Below are 17,306 nucleotides of genomic sequence, written 5' to 3'. Positions count from 1 at the left end.
CGAAGAAGGTATTCTCGATGCGCATGATGTTTGGTCAGCGGCTTGCGGCGACGGCGTCTGGCCAGTCCGCGGCGGAGCTCGGCGATCTGCCGGAGTGGAATCTCGCCGATCTCTATTCCGGCATGGAAGCGCCGGAGCTGAAGCGTGACATCGCCCGGGCGGCAAGCGACGCCATTGCCTTCGAGGTCCGTTGGAAGGGCACGTTGGCCGCCGAAGCCGAGCGTGGCGCCGCCGGCCGGCTCGGCGAGGCGCTGAGGGCCTACGAGGCGCTGGAGGAACTGATCGGCCGCATCGTCTCCTATGCCGGACTTGTCTATGCCGGCAACACCGCCGATCCGCAGCGCGCCAAGCTCTATGGCGACATCCAGGAGAAGATGACGGACGCCAGCGCGCATCTTTTGTTCTTCGCGCTGGAGCTCAACCTGATCGACGACTCGGTGATCGAAGCAGCACTCGTGGCCGACCCGGCCTTCGCCCACTATCGCCCGTGGGTGCTCGATCTCAGGAAGGACAAGCCGTACCAGCTCGAGGATCGGGTCGAGCAGTTGTTCCATGAGAAGTCGGTCACCGGACGCGGCGCCTGGAACCGCCTGTTCGACGAGACGATGACCGATCTGCGCTTCGACGTCGATGGCGAGGAGCTGACGCTGGAGCCGGCGCTGAACCGGCTGCAGGACGCGGATGGCGAAGTGCGCCGCCGCGCCTCCGAGGCACTCGCCGCGACCTTCCGCAAGAACCTGCGCACCTTCACGCTCATCACCAACACGCTGGCCAAGGACAAGGAAATTTCCGACCGCTGGCGCGGCTTCGAGGACATCGCCGATTCACGCCATCTCGCCAACCGCGTCGAACGCGGCGTGGTCGATGCTTTGGCCGCGGCCGTGCGCGAAGCCTATCCGCGCCTGTCGCACCGCTACTATCAGATGAAGGCGCGCTGGCTCGGCATGGACGTCATGAACCACTGGGACCGCAACGCGCCGCTGCCCGAGACCCCGCAGTCGGTGATCCGGTGGGACGACGCCAGGGACACGGTGCTGTCAGCCTATCAGCGTTTCTCGCCGAAGATGGCGGAAATCGCGCGGACATTCTTCGATCGCAAATGGATCGATGCGCCGGTCAGGCCGGGCAAATCGCCCGGCGCCTTCGCCCACCCGACTGTGCCATCGGCGCATCCCTACGTGCTCCTCAACTACATGGGCAAGCCGCGCGATGTGATGACGCTGGCGCATGAGCTGGGCCACGGCGTTCACCAGGTGCTGGCCGCCGACCAGGGCGCGCTGATGGCGTCCACCCCGCTGACGCTGGCCGAGACGGCCTCCGTCTTCGGAGAGATGCTGACCTTCCGCTCGCTGCTCGACCAGACCTCCGACAAGCGCGAGCGCAAGGCCATGCTCGCCCAGAAGGTCGAGGACATGATCAATACCGTCGTGCGCCAGATCGCCTTCTACGAGTTCGAGCGCAAGGTGCATGCCGAGCGCCGCAACGGCGAGCTGACCTCGGACAGGCTGGGCCAGTTCTGGCTTGAGGTTCAGGCTGAAAGCCTGGGGCCGGCGATCAAGTTGCGCGATGGCTACGAGGTCTTCTGGACTTATATCCCGCACTTCATCCACTCGCCCTTCTACGTCTACGCCTATGCCTTCGGCGACTGCCTGGTCAACTCGCTCTACGCCGTCTACCAGAACGCCGAGCGCGGCTTTCAGGAGAAGTATTTCGAGATGCTGCGCGCCGGCGGCACCAAGCATCATTCGGAACTGCTGGCGCCCTTCGGCCTCGACGCCACGGATCCGGCCTTCTGGCAGATCGGCCTGGGTGTGATCGGCGCGCTGATCGACGAGCTGGAGGCGCTCGACAAATGACGGGTGCTCGCCTGGCGGCATAGACCGGAACAGTTTGGCCGGAACGCATACTTGTGCTGTTCTTCAATAACTCTGCCCGCACTTTTCAATTAGCTTTGCGCAGGCCGTGTGCTAGCGTCAGACCCCAAGCTCAACCGGACGCGACAGCAAGGCCGGAGGCGGCCCTAGTGTTGCTTCAGCGAGAGCGATAGCGGCCGTCGGGCCGCAGCCGGAGGAGGGCCCGCCGCCAGCGATTGGAGGGGCGGTTCCGCCCAGCGCGGAACGATTGACGATCCCTGCGGCAAGGCCGCCGTTTGCGGCCGCGGCCCGATCGAACTGGAGAGGGAAATGAGCACTTTCTTCTATATGCTCCTGGCGTTCGTTGTCGGTGTCCTGGTTGGCTGGTTCATCTGGGGCCGCCTGCGTGGCGAGCTCGACAGCCTGCGCGGCGAACTCGGTCGCGCCAAGAGCGAACGCGACCGGTTTAGCGCCGATACCTACCGCCTGAGCGGCGAGCTCGACGCATGCGGCCGCAGCCGCGCCGATCTCGAACGCAAGCTGCGCGAAACGCCGACCTCTTCCGCCAAGGCGGAAACCGACAAAGCCTCCGCGCCTGCGCCGGCGGCGCTGATGTCGACCCCGACCCCAGCCAGATCCTCATCTGCAAGACCGTCAGCGGCAAAATCGGCTTCGACCAAATCCGCCGCGGCCAAGCCGGAAGCGGCAAAAACGGCAGCGGCAAAGACGGCCGGCGCGGCGCCAAAGAAGGCGCCGGCTCCGAAGAAAGCCGCCGCCCCGAAGGCGACCACCGGCAAGGCGGACAATCTGCGCCGCCTGATCGGCATCGGCCCGGTCAATGAAAAGCTGCTCAAGGCGCAGGGCGTCACGTCCTATGCCCAGATCGCCGCTTGGACCGATGCCGACGTCAAGCGCGTCGAGGAGGTGCTCAATTTCGACGGCCGGATCGCGCGCGAGAAATGGATCGAGCAGGCGAAACTGCTGGCCGCGGGCGACGAGGCCGAATTCGCTAGCCGGTTCCCCACGGCGGCGACCTCGAACAACAACTGATCTCGCTGTGCCTTCCCAGCGCAGGCGGCGTCCATTGGGCGCCGTTTTTGCTTTGGACCAGATGCCTTTACGTCCTCCGACGCCGTTCTCTCGATTGCGCCTCGCCGCGCCCCCATGTAGAGCGATCGACTTAATCGACCCCATCCGAGGCTTATGTCCCTGCCCTCAGCAATATTCCGCAATGACGAGACCGGCCGCCAGCTCGTCTTTGACGGGCCGCATGAGGTCATCACGGCGCGAACCGCGGACGAATTCACGCCGGCGCTGGAAGCGGCTCAGGCCGCCTCCGACGCGGGCAAATGGCTGGCAGGCTATTTCTCCTATGAGGCAGGCTACCTGCTGGAGCCGAAACTGGTGCCGTTGCTGCCAGAGGGCCGCCGCGCGCCGCTGATCTGTCTCGGTGTCTTCGATGCGCCGCTCGAACAGGCTGTGCCGCGGAATGAAGGCCCCGCCAGCAACGGACCGATCTTCGACGCCCGCGCATCCTGGTCCGCCGAGGACTACGCCGTCCGCTTCGCGCGCCTCCACCACCATATCCGCAAGGGCGACTGTTATCAGGGCAATCTGACCTTTCCGGTCCATGCGCAATGGTCGGGCGATCCGCTTGCCGCCTTCGAGGCGCTGACCGGGCGCCAGCCGGTGAAATACGGCGCGCTGATCTCGTTCGGCGATCCGATCGTGCTGTCGCGCTCGCCGGAACTCTTCTTCGAGATCGACGCGGACGGTATGATCGAGACGCACCCGATGAAGGGCACGGCGCCGCGCGGCGCCACCAAGGCCGAGGACGCGCGGCTGAAGACGTTCCTGCGCAACGACGAGAAGAACCAGGCCGAGAACCGGATGATCGTCGATCTCCTGCGCAACGACATCTCGCTGATCAGCGAGGTCGGCACGCTGGAAGTGCCGGAGCTATTCCGCATCGAGACCTACCCGACGGTGCACCAGATGGTGAGCCGGGTGCGGGCGAAGCTCCTGCCTGATATCGGTATTCGCCAAGTCTTCGCAGCGCTCTTTCCCTGCGGCTCGATCACCGGCGCGCCGAAGATCCGCGCCATGGAGATCCTGCACGATCTGGAGGGCGTGCCGCGCGACGTCTATTGCGGCGCCATCGGCTGGGTCGCGCCCGGCGGCACGATGCGGTTCTCGGTGGCGATCCGCACCATCTCGCTCTTTGCCGACGGCGAGGCTGTCTACAATGTCGGCGGCGGCGTCGTCTTCGATTCCACCGCCGAAGAGGAGTACCGGGAGTGTCTTCTGAAAGCGCGCTTCGCGACGGGAACCGTGCCGACTTCGAGCTGATCGAGACCATGCGCTGGGAGCCTGGCTCGGGCTTCCTGCGCTTCGAGCGCCACCTTGCGCGGCTTTATGCCTCGGCCGCGGAGCTCGGCTTTGCTTGCGATCCGCATCGGATCGGCGAAGTGCTGATGAGCGCGGTCGGGGGACAGCAGGGCATCCTGCGTACCCGCCTCGCCCTGCAGCGCAATGGCGAGGCGACCGCATCCGTGCAGCCCTATGAGCCGCTCGTCGCCGACAAGGTCTGGCGGCTGCAAATGGCCCGGGTCAGGCTTGATTCCGCCGACATGCTGCTGCGCCACAAGACCAGCCGGCGACATCTGTACACGCGTGCCCGCGCCGAATATCTCGTCACCCAGGCCGACGAGGTGCTGCTGGCCAATGAGCGCGGAGAAATCTGCGAAGGAACCATTACCAATGTGTTCGCCGATTTCGGCGACGGCGTGTTGGCCACGCCCCGGCTCGACTGCGGCCTTTTGCCTGGCGTATTGCGAGGCGAGCTGCTGGACGATGGCCGCGCCCGCGAAGCGATCTACAGCTTTGACGATCTGAAGTCGGCGAGGGCGCTTCACGTCGGCAATTCGCTACGTGGGTTGATCCCGGCGAGGCTGGCATGACGCCAAGCAGGAGAATGCAATGTTCATCGTTTCGCTGAACTACAAGGTGCCGCTGACCGAGATCGATCGGCTGGCGCCGGCGCATGTCGAATGGCTGAAGGCCTGCTACGCGGAAGGCATTTTTGTTGCGTCTGGACCGAAACGGCCAAGGACCGGCGGCATCATCGTCGCGCGCGGTTCCCGCGACGTGCTTGACGCCAGACTGGCGGCCGACCCTTTCTCCGAGGCAGGCGCGGCCGACTACGAAATCACCGAATTCGCGGCGCGGTTGACCGCCACCGAACTGGACGCCTTCAAGGAAGCATGAGTGTTCGCCCGCCGACCCATACGCCCTATGACGGATCGTCAAGGCTTTTCACCATCGGGCTGAAACCGCTCGATCTCGATCGATGGATCGAGCTCGACGAGTTTCTTTTGCCGCATCTCGCCGAAAAGCGCCGTCTCTACGCGGAAATCCCAAGCCGGGTTTTTGTCGAGGAGGAGGGCACGCGTGAGGCGCAGCAGGAGGTGCTGGATCTGCTTGGAGCGCACCTGCTGGCGAAACATCCCGAAACCTACCGCCGCAAGGGTGCCGGGATCGAGGTAGCCGGCCCCGAAGGCAGCAATGTGGGCCCCGACGCCCCGCTGGTCGCAGCCTCGCTGCTAATCCAGGAAGACCTGATCCTGATGCGCCGCGACGACAGCGGCTGGCGGCTCGCCGCCGGCTCGCTCTGCTTTCCGTCGTCCTGGTCGCTCCAGGAGAAATTCGGCAAACCGCTGCAACAGATCCACGCGCCGGTGCCCGGCTTCGGCCCCGGCACACGGCCTGCGGACCTCATCAACCGCATGTTCGACGGCCTGCAGGGCCAGGCGGTCGAGCGCTTCAACTGGTCGATCCAGGCGGGCGACGCGCTCTATCATCCACTTTCCAACGGGGAGCGGATCGACCGTGCCACGAACCGTCCGACTCGTTTTCCGGATGGTGACATCAACGCCCATGCCTTCATTCGCGTCGAGCGTCAGACCTTGCGCAAGCTGCCGGTGTCGCGCGACATCCTTTTCACCATCCGCATCCATCTCGACCCGCTGGCGGTGCTTGCCCGACACCCCGACAAGGTCGCGCTTGCGGCCTCCTTCGCCGACCAGCTCGATGCTCTCGATCAGGCGCAGCTCGACTACAAGGGTTTGAGCGCGGACCGCGACCGGCTGGTTTCGTACCTCGCCGGCATGGCCATGGTGGCTTAACCAAACCGCCAGGCCGGTTTGGCCGTCGGTTGGCGGTTTTTGCTGGTTTGTGACAATGATCTGTGATGTAGGGCTACCGGCGAAAAATGCCGGACTTTCCCGTGTTTGAAGGAGTATGCGAAAAAATGGCGAACGAGAACTGGCCCGTTTACGGTGAAATCACCGGCCCTGTCGTGATGATCGGCTTCGGCTCGATCGGACGGGGAACGCTGCCGCTGATCGAACGCCATTTCAAGTTCGACAAGTCGCGCATGGTGGTCATCGACCCGCGCGACAGCGACCGCATGCTGCTCGACGAGCGCGGCATCGCCTTCGTTCAGGACGCGGTGACCAGGAAGAACTACAAGAAGCTTCTGACCCCGCTTCTCACCAATGGCAGCGGTCAGGGCATGTGCGTCAACCTGTCGGTCGACACCTCCTCGCTCGAGTTGATGAAGCTCTGCCGCAAGCTCGGCGTGCTCTATATCGATACGGTGGTCGAGCCGTGGCTCGGCTTCTATTTCGACGACAAGGCCGACAATGCCTCGCGCACCAATTACGCGCTGCGCGAGAGCGTGCGCCAGGAGAAGGAGAAGGCTCCCGGCGGCACTACGGCGATCTCCTGCTGCGGCGCCAATCCCGGCATGGTCTCCTGGTTCGTCAAGCAGGCACTGGTCAACCTCGCCACCGATCTCGGGCTCGAGTTTGTGGTCCCGGCGGAGCACGACCGCGAGGGCTGGGCGAAGCTGATGAAGAAGGCCGGAGTCAAGGGCATCCACATCGCCGAGCGCGATACCCAGCGCACCAAGAAGCCGAAGCCGATGGATGTATTCTGGAACACCTGGTCGGTCGAGGGCTTCATCTCGGAAGGCCTGCAGCCGGCCGAGCTCGGCTGGGGCACGCATGAGACCTGGATGCCGAAGAACGGCAAGAAGCACAAGCACGGCTCGCAGGCGGCGATCTACCTGGAGCAGCCGGGCGCCAACACGCGCGTGCGCTCCTGGTGCCCGACGCCCGGCCCGCAATACGGCTTCCTGGTGACCCACAACGAGGCGATCTCGATCGCCGATTTCTTCACCGTGCGCGGCAAGAAGGGCAAGGTTCAGTATCGCCCGACCTGCCATTATGCCTATCACCCCTGCAACGATGCCGTGCTGTCGCTGCACGAGATGTTCGGCGCCGCCGGCAAGGCGCAACCGGTGCATCACGTGCTCGACGAGAACGAGCTGGTCGACGGCGTCGACGAGCTCGGCGTGCTGCTCTACGGCCATGCCAAGAACGCCTATTGGTACGGCTCACAGCTGTCGCTGGCCGAGGCGCGCAAGCTGGCACCTTACCAGAACGCCACCGGCCTGCAGGTCACCTCGGCGGTGCTCGCCGGCATGGTCTGGGCCTTGGAAAATCCGATGGCCGGCATCGTGGAGGCCGACGAGATGGACTACCGGCGCTGCCTGGAAGTGCAGCTTCCCTATCTCGGGCCGGTCAGGGGCTACTACACCGACTGGACGCCGCTTGATAATCGCCCGGGGCTTTTCCCCGAGGATCTGGACAAGGACGATCCGTGGCAGTTCCGCAACATCCTGGTGCGATAGCAGCCAAGCCTACCCGCGTCTCCACCTTGCAATCGCCCGGAAATCGGGCGATTGAAGACGGGCGGCCTAGAGAAACGGGCGTTCCTTCGGACGCACAAAGTACTCTAGCACTTTGAATGCACGCATCGTGCTTTTCCGAAGATCGGAGATCGGTTTTCGGGCCGACGCGAGAGGAGAGGATTCTAAATGACCATTGCGCGCAAATTGCTTTCGGCAGGCGCCGCGGCAAGCCTTCTGGCCGCGGCCGCCTGCACCACCACCGGCCCTTCGCAGCCGATTGCAGCGGCGCCCAAGGGCGTCGAGGGCAACTGGATCGACGCCAAGGGCACCGGCCTCTCGACTTTCGCGGCCGGCAGCTTCACCACCGTCGCGACCGATACCGGCCAGAAGCTGTCCGAGGGCAGCTACACCATGACCGGCGCGACCTCGGTCGAGATCCACGGCACCTCGCTGATCCGCCAGACGCCGGTCAGCTTCAACTGCCTGATGGTCTCTACCAGCCAGCTCAACTGCACCAGCTCCAGTGGTCAGAATTTCGTGCTGACGCGCCGGGCCTGAGCTCAGGCAGAGATCGACTTTGTCGAGGATGGCGGCGCGAGCCGCCGTCCTTTTTTGTGCCGGCAAATCCCCTCCCGATTTCCGCTTGCATCGGCCAAAACGCGATGTGAACATGACCCGAAGCTGACTGTTACCTTCCAGCCAAGCGAGGGCTTTAAGCACTTCAAGTCAGCTCATCCGGGAGACGAGAATGAAGAAATTTGCCGCCATTGCCGCCCTTTCCGCATCAGCACTTGGCCTCTCGGCCGGAGCGTCTTTTGCCGACTACACGCTCAACATCCTGCATTTCAACGATTGGCATAGCCGCATCGAAGGCAACAACAAATACGAGTCGACCTGTTCAGCGGAGGAGGAGACCAAAGGCGAGTGCATTGGCGGCGCCGGCCGGCTGGTCACTGCGATCGCGCAGGAGCGCAAGAAGCTCGAAGGTCAGAACGTGCTGCTGCTCAATGCAGGCGACAGCTTCCAGGGATCGCTGTTCTACATCACCTACAAGGGAGCAGCGGAGGAGGAATTCCTCAATCAGCTCAAGCCCGACGCGGTGACGCTCGGCAACCATGAGTTCGACGACGGCGAAAGCGCGCTTGTGCCTTATCTCGACAAGGCGAAGTTCCCGGTGGTCAGCGCCAACGTCGTGCCCAACGACAAGTCCGGCGCCCACGGCAAGATCAAGCCGTCCATCGTGGTCGAGGTCGGCGGCCAGAAGATCGGCATCATCGGCGCTGTCACCAACGACACTCCGGAACTCGCCTCGCCCGGCCCCAACATTGCCATCGCGGACGACGTCAAGTCGATCACCGCCGAGGTCGAGAAACTGAAGGCGCAGGGCATCAACAAGATCATCGCCGTCACCCATATCGGCTACAACCGCGAGCGCGACGTCATCGCGAAAATCCCCGGCGTCGACGTGGTGGTCGGCGGTCACAGCCACACGCTTTTGTCGAACACTGATCCGAAGGCGGCAGGCCCGTACCCGACGATGGTCGACAACCCCGACGGCTATAAGGTGCCGGTGGTGCAGGCGGCGTCCTATTCGAAATATCTCGGTGAATTCAAGGTCGTGTTCGACGACAACGGCGTCGTCAAGTCGGCCAGCGGCGACCCGATCTTTCTCGACAAGTCGATCACCCCTGATCCGGCGGTGCTCGCCCGCATCAAGGAGCTTGGCGCGCCGATCGAGGCGCTGAAGAACAAGGAGGTGGCGGAGACCACCAAACCGATCGATGGCAGTCGTGAAAGCTGCCGCGCCCGCGAATGCGAAATGGGCAATCTCGTCTCCGACGCTGTCCTCGATCGGGTCAAGGGTCAGGGCGTCGAGATCGTCATCTCGAATGGCGGCGGACTGCGCGCCTCGATCGACCAGGGCACCGTGACCATGGGCGAAGTGCTGACGGTGCTGCCGTTCCAGAACACGCTGGCGACCTTCAAGATCTCCGGCAAGGACCTGGTCGCCGGTCTCGAAAGCGGCGTCAGCCAGGTCGAGGACGGCGCCGGCCGCTTCCCGCAGGTGGCCGGCTTGAAATATGCCTTCGACAAGTCGGTCGCGCCCAATGCCGGCCGCGTCAAATCGGTCGAGGTGATGGAGAACGGCGCCTGGGTGCCGATCAATCCGGACAAGCAGTATCTCGTCGCCACCAACAACTACGTCCGCCAGGGCGGCGACGGCTACAAGGTCTTCGCCGAAAAGGCCACGGACGCCTATGACTACGGCCCGGGCCTGGAGCAGGTGGTGGCCGACTATCTCGGCGCGCACCGCCCCTACACACCGAAGCTCGACGGCCGCATCACCGAGATCGGCGCCACGACAGCGGCCGCGGAGCCGGCAAAACCTGCCGAGACCGCCACGACGCCGCCTGCCGCCCAACCCGCGAAGCCGGCCGAGACGGCGCCGGCGGCCACCGAGCCTGCCATGCCGGCTTTGCCGTCCAATTCCGGCGACATCGCCGGGACGCCGCCGGCCGTTCCGACCGAGACGGCACCGGCAACGTCGGAGACAGCAAAACCTGCCGAGACTGCCCCGGCGACCGCCGCTCCTGCGACCGGATCCGCCAAGCCGGCCGAAACAGCGCCCGCCGAGGCCAAGCCGGCCGCGACCGGTCCGGAGGCCAGCCCAGAGACCAGCCATGTGATCGCCGCCGGCGACACCTATTGGGATCTGGCCAAGAAAAACTATGGCGACGGCAGCAAATGGAAGCTGATCTCCGAGGCCAACAAGGACTACAGGCCGCGCCGTCTGCCGCTCGGAGCAACGCTGACCATTCCGCCGGCCGCAAAGTAATCTTGCGCCGGAAGTTCATGGCGCCCGTCCGGGAGACCGGACGGGTGTTCCGTTTTCAGACGCAAACGCGGTAAGGTGCGTCCAGACGCAGCATTCCAAAACCGGCATGGCATCGCTAGTTTTCGCACCGACAACCGGAGACCGTCGATGACGCTTGCCAATCCTGCCGATGCGAAAGCCGCCAAGACCGCCGGTCCGGCGCCGGCGGGTGCCGCGCTGGTGAAAGCGGGCAAGATCGGCATCATGCTGATCAATCTCGGCACGCCCGACGGCACCGATTTCAAGCCGATGTGGCGCTATCTCAGAGAATTCCTCTCCGATCCGCGCGTCATCGAGCTCAACAAGGCGATCTGGTATCCGATCCTCTATGGGCTGGTTCTCACAACGCGACCGAAAAAGTCCGGCGCCAACTACGCCAGGATCTGGAACCGGGAGAAGAACGAGTCGCCGTTGCGCACCTTCACCCGCTCGCAGGCGGAGAAGCTCGCGGTTGCGCTTGCTGATTTGCCGGACGTCGTGGTCGACTGGGCCATGCGCTACGGCAATCCCTCGACCGGCAGCGTCCTCCGACGGCTGGTCGAGCAGGGCTGCGAGCGCATCCTCACTTTTCCGCTCTATCCGCAATATTCGGCGACGACCACGGCGACCGCGAACGACCAGCTGTTCCGGGCGCTGATGAAGATCAGGCGAGCGCCGGCGATCCGCAGCGTGCCGCCCTATTATGACGAGCCGGTCTATATCGACGCCCTCGCCCGTTCGATCGAGCAAAATCTGGCGACGCTCGATGTCGCGCCGGAGGTAGTGATCACCTCCTACCACGGCATCCCAAAACCCTATTCCGACAAGGGTGACCCTTACCAGGCGCATTGCCTCGAGACGACGCGGCTGCTCAGGGCAAGGCTCGGCTGGGACGAGAAGAAGCTCATCACCACCTTCCAGTCGCGCTTCGGCGCCCAGGAATGGCTCCAGCCCTACACCGACGTCACTGTCGAGAAGCTGGCGAAGGACGGCGTCCAATCGATCGCGGTCGTCAATCCGGGTTTTTCCGTCGACTGTATCGAGACGCTGGACGAGATCGGCCGCGAGGCCGCCGAGACATTCCACCATGCCGGCGGCAAGAACTTCGCCCACATCCCTTGCCTCAACGACAGCGCCGAGGGCATGGCGGTGATCGAGGCGCTGGTGCGGCGGGAACTGTCAGGCTGGGTCTGACGTCCAATAATAGGCGTCGGAACCGGTTCGCAACAGCCTTCGCTAACCAATATTCGCGATCACCTGATTGTAACGCTTCGGAAACACACTTAAGTGATTCCGCGACGTCGCCGCCTTTTGAGGGAGAAACGAAATGGGGTTTAGCGGTTTCGATATTGCCATCATTGTTCTTGTATTCCTCGTCATCATCCTTCTTTTCAAAGGCATCAGAACGGTGCCGCAGGGCTACAACTACACGGTGGAGCGTTTTGGCCGCTACACCAAGACGCTGACGCCCGGCCTGAACATCATCAACCCGATCTTCGAGCGCGTAGGCGCCAAGATGAACATGATGGAGCAGGTGCTCGATGTCCCGACGCAGGAGATCATCACCCGCGACAATGCAATCGTCGGCGTCGACGGCGTCGCCTTCTACCAGGTGCTGAATGCCCCGCAGGCCGCCTATCAGGTCTCCGGGCTGCAGAACGCCATCCTCAACCTCACCATGACCAACATTCGTACCGTCATGGGCTCGATGGATCTCGACGAATTGCTGTCCAACCGCGATGCGATCAACGAACGGCTGCTGCGCGTCGTCGATGAGGCCGCGCACCCGTGGGGCATCAAGATCACCCGCGTCGAGATCAAGGACATCAACCCGCCGGCCAATCTGGTGGATTCGATGAGCCGCCAGATGATCGCCGAGCGCGACAAGCGCGCCCAGATCCTGGCCGCCGAAGGCATGAAGCAGTCGCAGATCCTCGAGGCCGAAGGCCGCAGGGAAGCCGCTTTCCGCGATGCCGAGGCGCGCGAGCGTTCCGCCGAGGCGGAGGCCAAGGCGACCCAGGTGGTGTCGGAAGCCATCGCCAAGGGCGACGTGCAGGCGATCAACTACTTCATCGCGCAGAAATACACCGAGGCGCTGGCCAGGATCGGCTCGTCCAGCAACAACAAGATCGTGCTCATGCCGTTCGAAGCCTCATCGCTGATCGGTTCGCTCGGCGGCATCGGCGAGATCGCCCGCGAAGTGTTCAAGGCCGACGGCCCTTCCGGCCCGCAACGTCAGGGCGCGCGCACGCCGCTCGTGCGACCGTCGGACAATTGAGTCACGCCATCTGGGTGGGAGAACGTCAATGATCGATCGCATCGTCTCGGAACTCGGCCCGTGGAACTGGATGGTCCTCGGCTTCGTGCTGCTGGTGATGGAAATCGTGGCGCCTGGCGTGTTCATGCTGTGGATCGGCATCGCCGCGCTGATCATCGGCGCGGTATCGCTGCTGGTTTGGGACGCTGCCTTCTGGACCTGGCAGCTCCAGGTGCTCGCCTTCCTCGTGCTCTCCCTGGCCTCAGCCTTCGTCGGCAAGAAGCTGGTGGGCGATCGTGCCGTCAATGCGGACCAGCCGCTGCTCAACCGCCGCGGCGCTCAGATGGTCGGCCGCACGGCGACATTGGCCGAGCCCATCAAGAATGGCCGCGGCCGCATCCGCCTCGGCGACACGCTGTGGCGTGTCTCCGGCCCGGACCTGCCCGTCGGCACCCAGGTGCGTGTGACCGGCGCCGCCGACACCGATCTGGAGCTGACGGTGGAGGCCGTCTGACGTTTGGAGCGGGATGCTCCAAAGTATCAGGCATCCCGTGTTTGGCGGCGGTTCTGTGATCAGTTAGCCGGTCAAGCAGCGCCGATGCGCAACAGATCGTGGAAGTGAACCACGCCGATCGGCGTGTCGTTCTTGGTCACCACCAGGGCGCCGATATTGTACTCGTTGAGCATGGCGATCGCCGTGCCGGCGAGCGTTTGCGGATCGATGGTCTTCGGCGTACGCGTCATGACCTCGTCAACGGTGACGTCGGCCAGATTGCGGTGCAGATTGCGCGCAACATCGCCGTCGGTGACGATGCCGACCAGTTTGCCGTCCGCATCGACGATGCAGACGCAACCGACCTTCTTCTGCGACAGCGTCATCACCGCTTCCGGCATCTTGGTGCCGAGAAGGGCAAGCGGAACCTGATCGCCGGTCCGCATTATCTCCGACACTAGGGCCAGGTTGGCGCCGAGCTGACCGCCGGGATGGAAGGTGCGGAAATGGTCCGGCGTGAAGCCGCGCGCCTCGAGCAGCGCGATCGCCAGCGCGTCGCCCATGACCAGCTGCAGCAGCGCCGATGTCGTCGGCGCCAGCCCGTGCGGACAGGCCTCCGGCGCGGCCGGCAGCAACAGCACGACGTCGGCGGCGCGCGCCAGCGCCGAATTCTCGCCCGAGGTGATGGCGATCAGCGGGATCGAAAAGCGTCTGGAATAGGCGACGATGCCCATCAGTTCCTTGCTCTCGCCCGACCACGACATGGCGATGATGGCGTCGTCCCTGGCGATCATGCCGAGATCGCCATGATTGGCCTCGGCCGGATGGACGAAGAAGGCAGGCGTGCCGGTCGAGGCGAGCGTCGCCGCGATCTTTGAGCCGATATGCCCGCTCTTGCCAACGCCGGTGACGATGACACGGCCCTCGATCCGCGCGATGGCATCCACTGCGGCTGCTAATGGTTCGGACAAGCCGTTGCCGAGAGCGGCTGCAAGCGCGGCCATGCCGGCCTGCTCCGTCGCCACCGTTCTCAGCGCCGATTCAATCGCTGCCTGCCTGTCCGGCTGCTTTCTTTCTGAGGACCCCGCGTGCATGGCAGATGCCATTAGCGCCATGTCGCCCGCCTGTCCAACGGAATTCCCGTCTCGCGTGCGTCGCGGACAAGGGGCCTTGGCCTGTTTCAACCCTCCGTTAACCATCCGCATTTACGGTCCGGTAAGTATGGCGCGCCTGCGCCGCGCAAGCAGTGGTGATGATGTTCGGCGGCGAGCCAGATACGAAAAAGGGCCGGAAGTGCATTGCCGTTGCAGCGCTTTTGCTGACGGCAAGCATCGTCGCCTTGCTGCGCACAGTGCCGGCATTTTCGCAGGAAACCGAGTTGCGCGGCGAGGTCTCCGAATCGGCAATCCTGGCCGACCAGCAACGCAAGGCGAGACAATTGCGCGCGCAGGGATCGCTGGATCAAGCGGTTCCAGCGACCCAGACGGCTGAGGACCAGACGCCCGCAAACCCTTATGAGCCGGCAAGCCCAGGCGCGGTGCCCGACGACGACCAGGCGGGGGGCGCGGCGGGCAGCATCTTCGACCAGCCGCAAGCCACCAACGACCCCTTCGCCGACAATCAGACAATTGCCGCGCCACGCCGGCCTTCGACTGCCAGGCAGGGCTCGGCGGGTGCCAACGCGAAAAGCGATGCCAAGGCGGCTGACAAGAAAAACGCCAAGAAGAAGCCTGGCCAGACGACCGACAGCACGGCCAAGGCCGCCACCCGCGATCAGGCCGAAACGGCGGCCACCGAGGATGACGGCGCGAACCGCCGCGCCGTCACTATCGACAGCGTCGACCGGCAGAAGCTCGATCCCGGCGCGGAGCGCACAGGCTCGATTGACGGCCAGAAAGCGAAGCTGGAGGACGATCCCTTCGCCGCGCCCGGCATCAAGCTCGGAACCTTTGTCTTCCGTCCGACACTCGAGCAAGGCCTCACCGCGACTTCCAATGCCGATGCCAGCGCCGGCGGCAGGTCGGCTGTGCTGTCCGAAACCGCGCTGCGTTTCTCCGCCACCTCCGACTGGCGCGAGAATTCGGCCGTCGTCGACGGCTACGGCCTTTTTCGCAACACGCTTTCGGGCCAGAAGATCAACGATGCGCAGGGCCGGATCGAAGGCCAGCTCAATGTCGACCTCGACAATGAACTGCGCGCCATCGCCAAGCTCGGGTATGAAGCGGTGCCGGAATCGGCGTCCTCGCCGGATGCGATTGCCGGCGTCACCTCACAGCCGCTGCGGCAGACGGTCGACGGCAGCCTCGGCATCGAGAAGGATGTCGGCAAGATGCGCTACGCGCTGACCGGCGCGGTCTCGCATGACTTCTACGGCGACGCCAAGCTCTCGGACGGCACCGTCTTGTCGCTGAAGGATCGCGACTCGACACTCTACTCTGCGACCTTGCGTACCGGCTATCAGGTCTCACCGGCCATGACGCCATTCGTTGAGGTGGAAGCCGGCCGGCGGATTTACGATCTGCGCCTCGACAGCAACGATTTCGAGCGCTCCTCGACGCGGCTCAGTGCGCGCGCCGGCCTCGAGCTCGACATGCGCGAGAAGCTCTCCGGCGAGTTCTCCGTCGGCTGGCTGCGCGAAGGCATCGATGACGACCGTCTGCCGGCTATTGCGGGGCCCTATGTCAGCGCCGACCTCAAATGGTCGCCCGAGCGCGGCACCATCATCGGGCTGACCGGAAGAACCACGGTCGAGACCACGACCATCGCTAACGAGAGCGGCGACCTCCTCTATTCGGGCCGGCTCACCGGCGAGCGGCAGGTCCGCGCCAACCTGACGGCGAATACAGCGCTGGGGCTCGATTGGCGCGACTACACCGGCTCCGATGGCCACGATCTGATCCTGAGCGCCGAGGCCGGCCTGACCTGGTGGCTGAACCGCTATGCCGGCCTCACCACAAGAATCAGGACGGAGAAGCTCACCAGCAACCTTCCCGGTCGCGACTATGTCGCCAACAGCGTCTATCTCGGCCTGAAGGTGCAGCGCTGACACTTCGTCATCCTCGCGCCAGCGATGCGGACGCGGAGATCCGAAGGATCCGCTCCGCTTAGCCAGCACCTAGGAAGCGGCGCCGATCCGCTCCGCCGGCCGCACCTCATCCAGCAGCGTGCGGATGACCCCGGCCATGCTCGCATTCATGTCGCTGCGCCAGAGCGCGAAGGCGACATTGGCCTCGACGAAGCCTTCCGGCGAGCCGCAGTCGAAGGTGCGCCCCTTATAGTGATAGCCGTAGAAGGCCTGCTGCTTCTCCAGCTTCAGCATCGCATCCGTCAGCTGGATCTCGTTGCCGGCGCCGCGCTCCTGGCTTTCGAGGATGCCGAAAATCTCCGGTTGCAGGATGTAGCGCCCGTTGATGAAGAGATTGGAGGGCGCCGTGCCCGCCTTCGGCTTCTCCACCATGCCGGTGATGCGAAAACCGTGATGGGTGTCCTCGCCACGGCCGACGATGCCGTATTTATGGGCCTCGGCCGGGTCGCATTCCTGTACGGCGATGATGTTGTTCCCGGTCTCGGCATAGAGTTCGACCATATCCTTCATGCAGCTTTTTTCCGACTGCATGATCATGTCGGGCAAAAGCAGCGCGAACGGTTCGTCACCGACCAGTTCACGCGCGCACCAGACGGCATGGCCAAGGCCCATCGGCACCTGCTGGCGGGTGAAGCTGGTCTGGCCAGGCGCTGGCTGCAGCCGCTGCAGGCGGGCGAGCTGGTCGTCCTTCCCGCGCTGGGCGAGCGTATCGTAGAGCTCGAACTGGACGTCGAAGTGATCCTCGATGACCGCCTTGTTGCGCCCGGTCACGAAAATGAAATGCTCGATGCCGGCGTCGCGCGCCTCGTCGACCACATATTGAATGACCGGACGGTCGACGACTGTCAGCATCTCCTTCGGAATGGCCTTGGTGGCCGGAAGAAACCGTGTGCCGAGACCGGCGACCGGGAAAACTGCCTTGCGAACTCGCTTCATGCTCCACCCATACGTTTAAGCCCATTATCCGCGCGGCCATCCGCTCCGCAATCCCCCCGAACATTTTCGCGCC

15 protein-coding genes are annotated in these 17,306 nt (G+C 64.2%); 13 read left to right on the top strand and 2 right to left on the bottom strand.

Annotation, left to right across the window (positions count from 1 at the left end; all coding sequences use genetic code 11):
* Positions 1-17: 17 nt before the first annotated feature.
* The 12 genes from CK221_RS06420 to CK221_RS06365 all read left to right on the top strand — a co-directional run bounded on the left by CK221_RS06420 (position 18) and on the right by CK221_RS06365 (position 13,233).
* Positions 18-1,856, top strand: a complete 1,839-nt coding sequence (locus CK221_RS06420; RefSeq protein ID WP_179295088.1) for a M3 family oligoendopeptidase — start codon at positions 18-20, stop codon at positions 1,854-1,856.
* A 327-nt stretch (positions 1,857-2,183) separates the two neighbouring features.
* Entirely contained in the window at positions 2,184-2,903 is a 720-nt protein-coding gene (locus tag CK221_RS06415) for a proton-conducting membrane transporter (protein WP_095777133.1), read from the top strand.
* Positions 2,904-3,056: 153 nt separating this feature from the next.
* Positions 3,057-4,202, top strand: coding sequence for an aminodeoxychorismate synthase component I (locus CK221_RS06410; RefSeq protein ID WP_095777132.1), 1,146 nt, complete (start codon positions 3,057-3,059; stop codon positions 4,200-4,202).
* Positions 4,151-4,813 (top strand): aminotransferase class IV family protein, encoded by a 663-nt coding sequence (locus CK221_RS06405; protein ID WP_095777131.1) that lies wholly within the window; start codon positions 4,151-4,153, stop codon positions 4,811-4,813. The genes CK221_RS06410 and CK221_RS06405 overlap by 52 nt, the downstream gene beginning before the upstream one ends.
* Before the next feature lie 19 nt (positions 4,814-4,832).
* Positions 4,833-5,120, top strand: a complete 288-nt coding sequence (locus CK221_RS06400) for a YciI family protein (protein ID WP_067002501.1) — start codon at positions 4,833-4,835, stop codon at positions 5,118-5,120.
* Positions 5,117-6,037 carry a DUF3445 domain-containing protein gene (locus tag CK221_RS06395; RefSeq protein ID WP_095777130.1) on the top strand — a complete coding sequence of 307 codons (921 nt, stop codon included), beginning with the start codon at positions 5,117-5,119 and terminating at the stop codon, positions 6,035-6,037. The genes CK221_RS06400 and CK221_RS06395 overlap by 4 nt, the downstream gene beginning before the upstream one ends.
* 125 nt (positions 6,038-6,162) lie before the next feature.
* Entirely contained in the window at positions 6,163-7,608 is a 1,446-nt protein-coding gene (locus tag CK221_RS06390; protein WP_095777129.1) for a homospermidine synthase, read from the top strand.
* Positions 7,609-7,794: 186 nt separating this feature from the next.
* Positions 7,795-8,166 carry a hypothetical protein gene (locus CK221_RS06385; RefSeq protein WP_095777128.1) on the top strand — a complete coding sequence of 124 codons (372 nt, stop codon included), beginning with the start codon at positions 7,795-7,797 and terminating at the stop codon, positions 8,164-8,166.
* Positions 8,167-8,356: 190 nt separating this feature from the next.
* Complete coding sequence (locus tag CK221_RS06380; protein ID WP_095777127.1) at positions 8,357-10,444, top strand: 5'-nucleotidase C-terminal domain-containing protein; 2,088 nt, start codon at positions 8,357-8,359, stop codon at positions 10,442-10,444.
* A gap of 147 nt (positions 10,445-10,591) precedes the next feature.
* Positions 10,592-11,656, top strand: a complete 1,065-nt coding sequence (hemH, locus tag CK221_RS06375; RefSeq protein WP_095777126.1) for a ferrochelatase — start codon at positions 10,592-10,594, stop codon at positions 11,654-11,656.
* 133 nt (positions 11,657-11,789) lie between these two features.
* Positions 11,790-12,740, top strand: a complete 951-nt coding sequence (locus tag CK221_RS06370) for an SPFH domain-containing protein (RefSeq protein WP_067002512.1) — start codon at positions 11,790-11,792, stop codon at positions 12,738-12,740.
* A gap of 28 nt (positions 12,741-12,768) precedes the next feature.
* Entirely contained in the window at positions 12,769-13,233 is a 465-nt protein-coding gene (locus CK221_RS06365; RefSeq protein ID WP_095777125.1) for an NfeD family protein, read from the top strand.
* A 71-nt stretch (positions 13,234-13,304) separates the two neighbouring features.
* Here the strand turns inward: CK221_RS06365 and CK221_RS06360 are convergent, their stop codons facing one another.
* Positions 13,305-14,306: a KpsF/GutQ family sugar-phosphate isomerase gene (locus CK221_RS06360; RefSeq protein WP_095777354.1), complete on the bottom strand. Its 1,002-nt coding sequence runs from the start codon at positions 14,304-14,306 to the stop codon at positions 13,305-13,307.
* Between the two features lie 161 nt (positions 14,307-14,467).
* Between CK221_RS06360 and CK221_RS06355 the strand changes: the two genes are divergently transcribed.
* Complete coding sequence (locus CK221_RS06355) at positions 14,468-16,258, top strand: outer membrane beta-barrel protein (protein ID WP_095777353.1); 1,791 nt, start codon at positions 14,468-14,470, stop codon at positions 16,256-16,258.
* 69 nt (positions 16,259-16,327) lie between these two features.
* On the opposite strand, the gene galU is transcribed toward CK221_RS06355, so the two are convergent.
* Positions 16,328-17,233, bottom strand: a complete 906-nt coding sequence (gene galU / locus CK221_RS06350; protein ID WP_095777124.1) for a UTP--glucose-1-phosphate uridylyltransferase GalU — start codon at positions 17,231-17,233, stop codon at positions 16,328-16,330.
* Between the last annotated feature and the right edge of the window lie 73 nt (positions 17,234-17,306).

Origin of the sequence: Mesorhizobium sp. WSM3868 (assembly GCF_002294785.1) — a bacterium.
Classification (GTDB): domain Bacteria; phylum Pseudomonadota; class Alphaproteobacteria; order Rhizobiales; family Rhizobiaceae; genus Mesorhizobium.
This window is presented reverse-complemented; position numbering and strand designations above follow the sequence as displayed.

Excerpts from the sequence above, each read along its gene's own strand:
- CK221_RS06385 (WP_095777128.1), top strand. The coding sequence starts at position 7,795 with ATGACCATTGCGCGCAAATTGCTTTCGGCAGGCGCCGCGGCAAGCCTT.
- CK221_RS06365 (WP_095777125.1), top strand. The coding sequence starts at position 12,769 with ATGATCGATCGCATCGTCTCGGAACTCGGCCCGTGGAACTGGATGGTC.
- CK221_RS06370 (WP_067002512.1), top strand. The coding sequence starts at position 11,790 with ATGGGGTTTAGCGGTTTCGATATTGCCATCATTGTTCTTGTATTCCTC.
- CK221_RS06410 (WP_095777132.1), top strand. The coding sequence starts at position 3,057 with ATGTCCCTGCCCTCAGCAATATTCCGCAATGACGAGACCGGCCGCCAG.
- CK221_RS06380 (WP_095777127.1), top strand. The coding sequence starts at position 8,357 with ATGAAGAAATTTGCCGCCATTGCCGCCCTTTCCGCATCAGCACTTGGC.
- CK221_RS06400 (WP_067002501.1), top strand. The coding sequence starts at position 4,833 with ATGTTCATCGTTTCGCTGAACTACAAGGTGCCGCTGACCGAGATCGAT.
- galU (WP_095777124.1), bottom strand. The coding sequence starts at position 17,233 with ATGAAGCGAGTTCGCAAGGCAGTTTTCCCGGTCGCCGGTCTCGGCACA.
- CK221_RS06395 (WP_095777130.1), top strand. The coding sequence starts at position 5,117 with ATGAGTGTTCGCCCGCCGACCCATACGCCCTATGACGGATCGTCAAGG.
- CK221_RS06360 (WP_095777354.1), bottom strand. The coding sequence starts at position 14,306 with ATGCACGCGGGGTCCTCAGAAAGAAAGCAGCCGGACAGGCAGGCAGCG.
- hemH (WP_095777126.1), top strand. The coding sequence starts at position 10,592 with ATGACGCTTGCCAATCCTGCCGATGCGAAAGCCGCCAAGACCGCCGGT.
- CK221_RS06415 (WP_095777133.1), top strand. The coding sequence starts at position 2,184 with ATGAGCACTTTCTTCTATATGCTCCTGGCGTTCGTTGTCGGTGTCCTG.
- CK221_RS06390 (WP_095777129.1), top strand. The coding sequence starts at position 6,163 with ATGGCGAACGAGAACTGGCCCGTTTACGGTGAAATCACCGGCCCTGTC.
- CK221_RS06355 (WP_095777353.1), top strand. The coding sequence starts at position 14,468 with ATGTTCGGCGGCGAGCCAGATACGAAAAAGGGCCGGAAGTGCATTGCC.
- CK221_RS06420 (WP_179295088.1), top strand. The coding sequence starts at position 18 with ATGCGCATGATGTTTGGTCAGCGGCTTGCGGCGACGGCGTCTGGCCAG.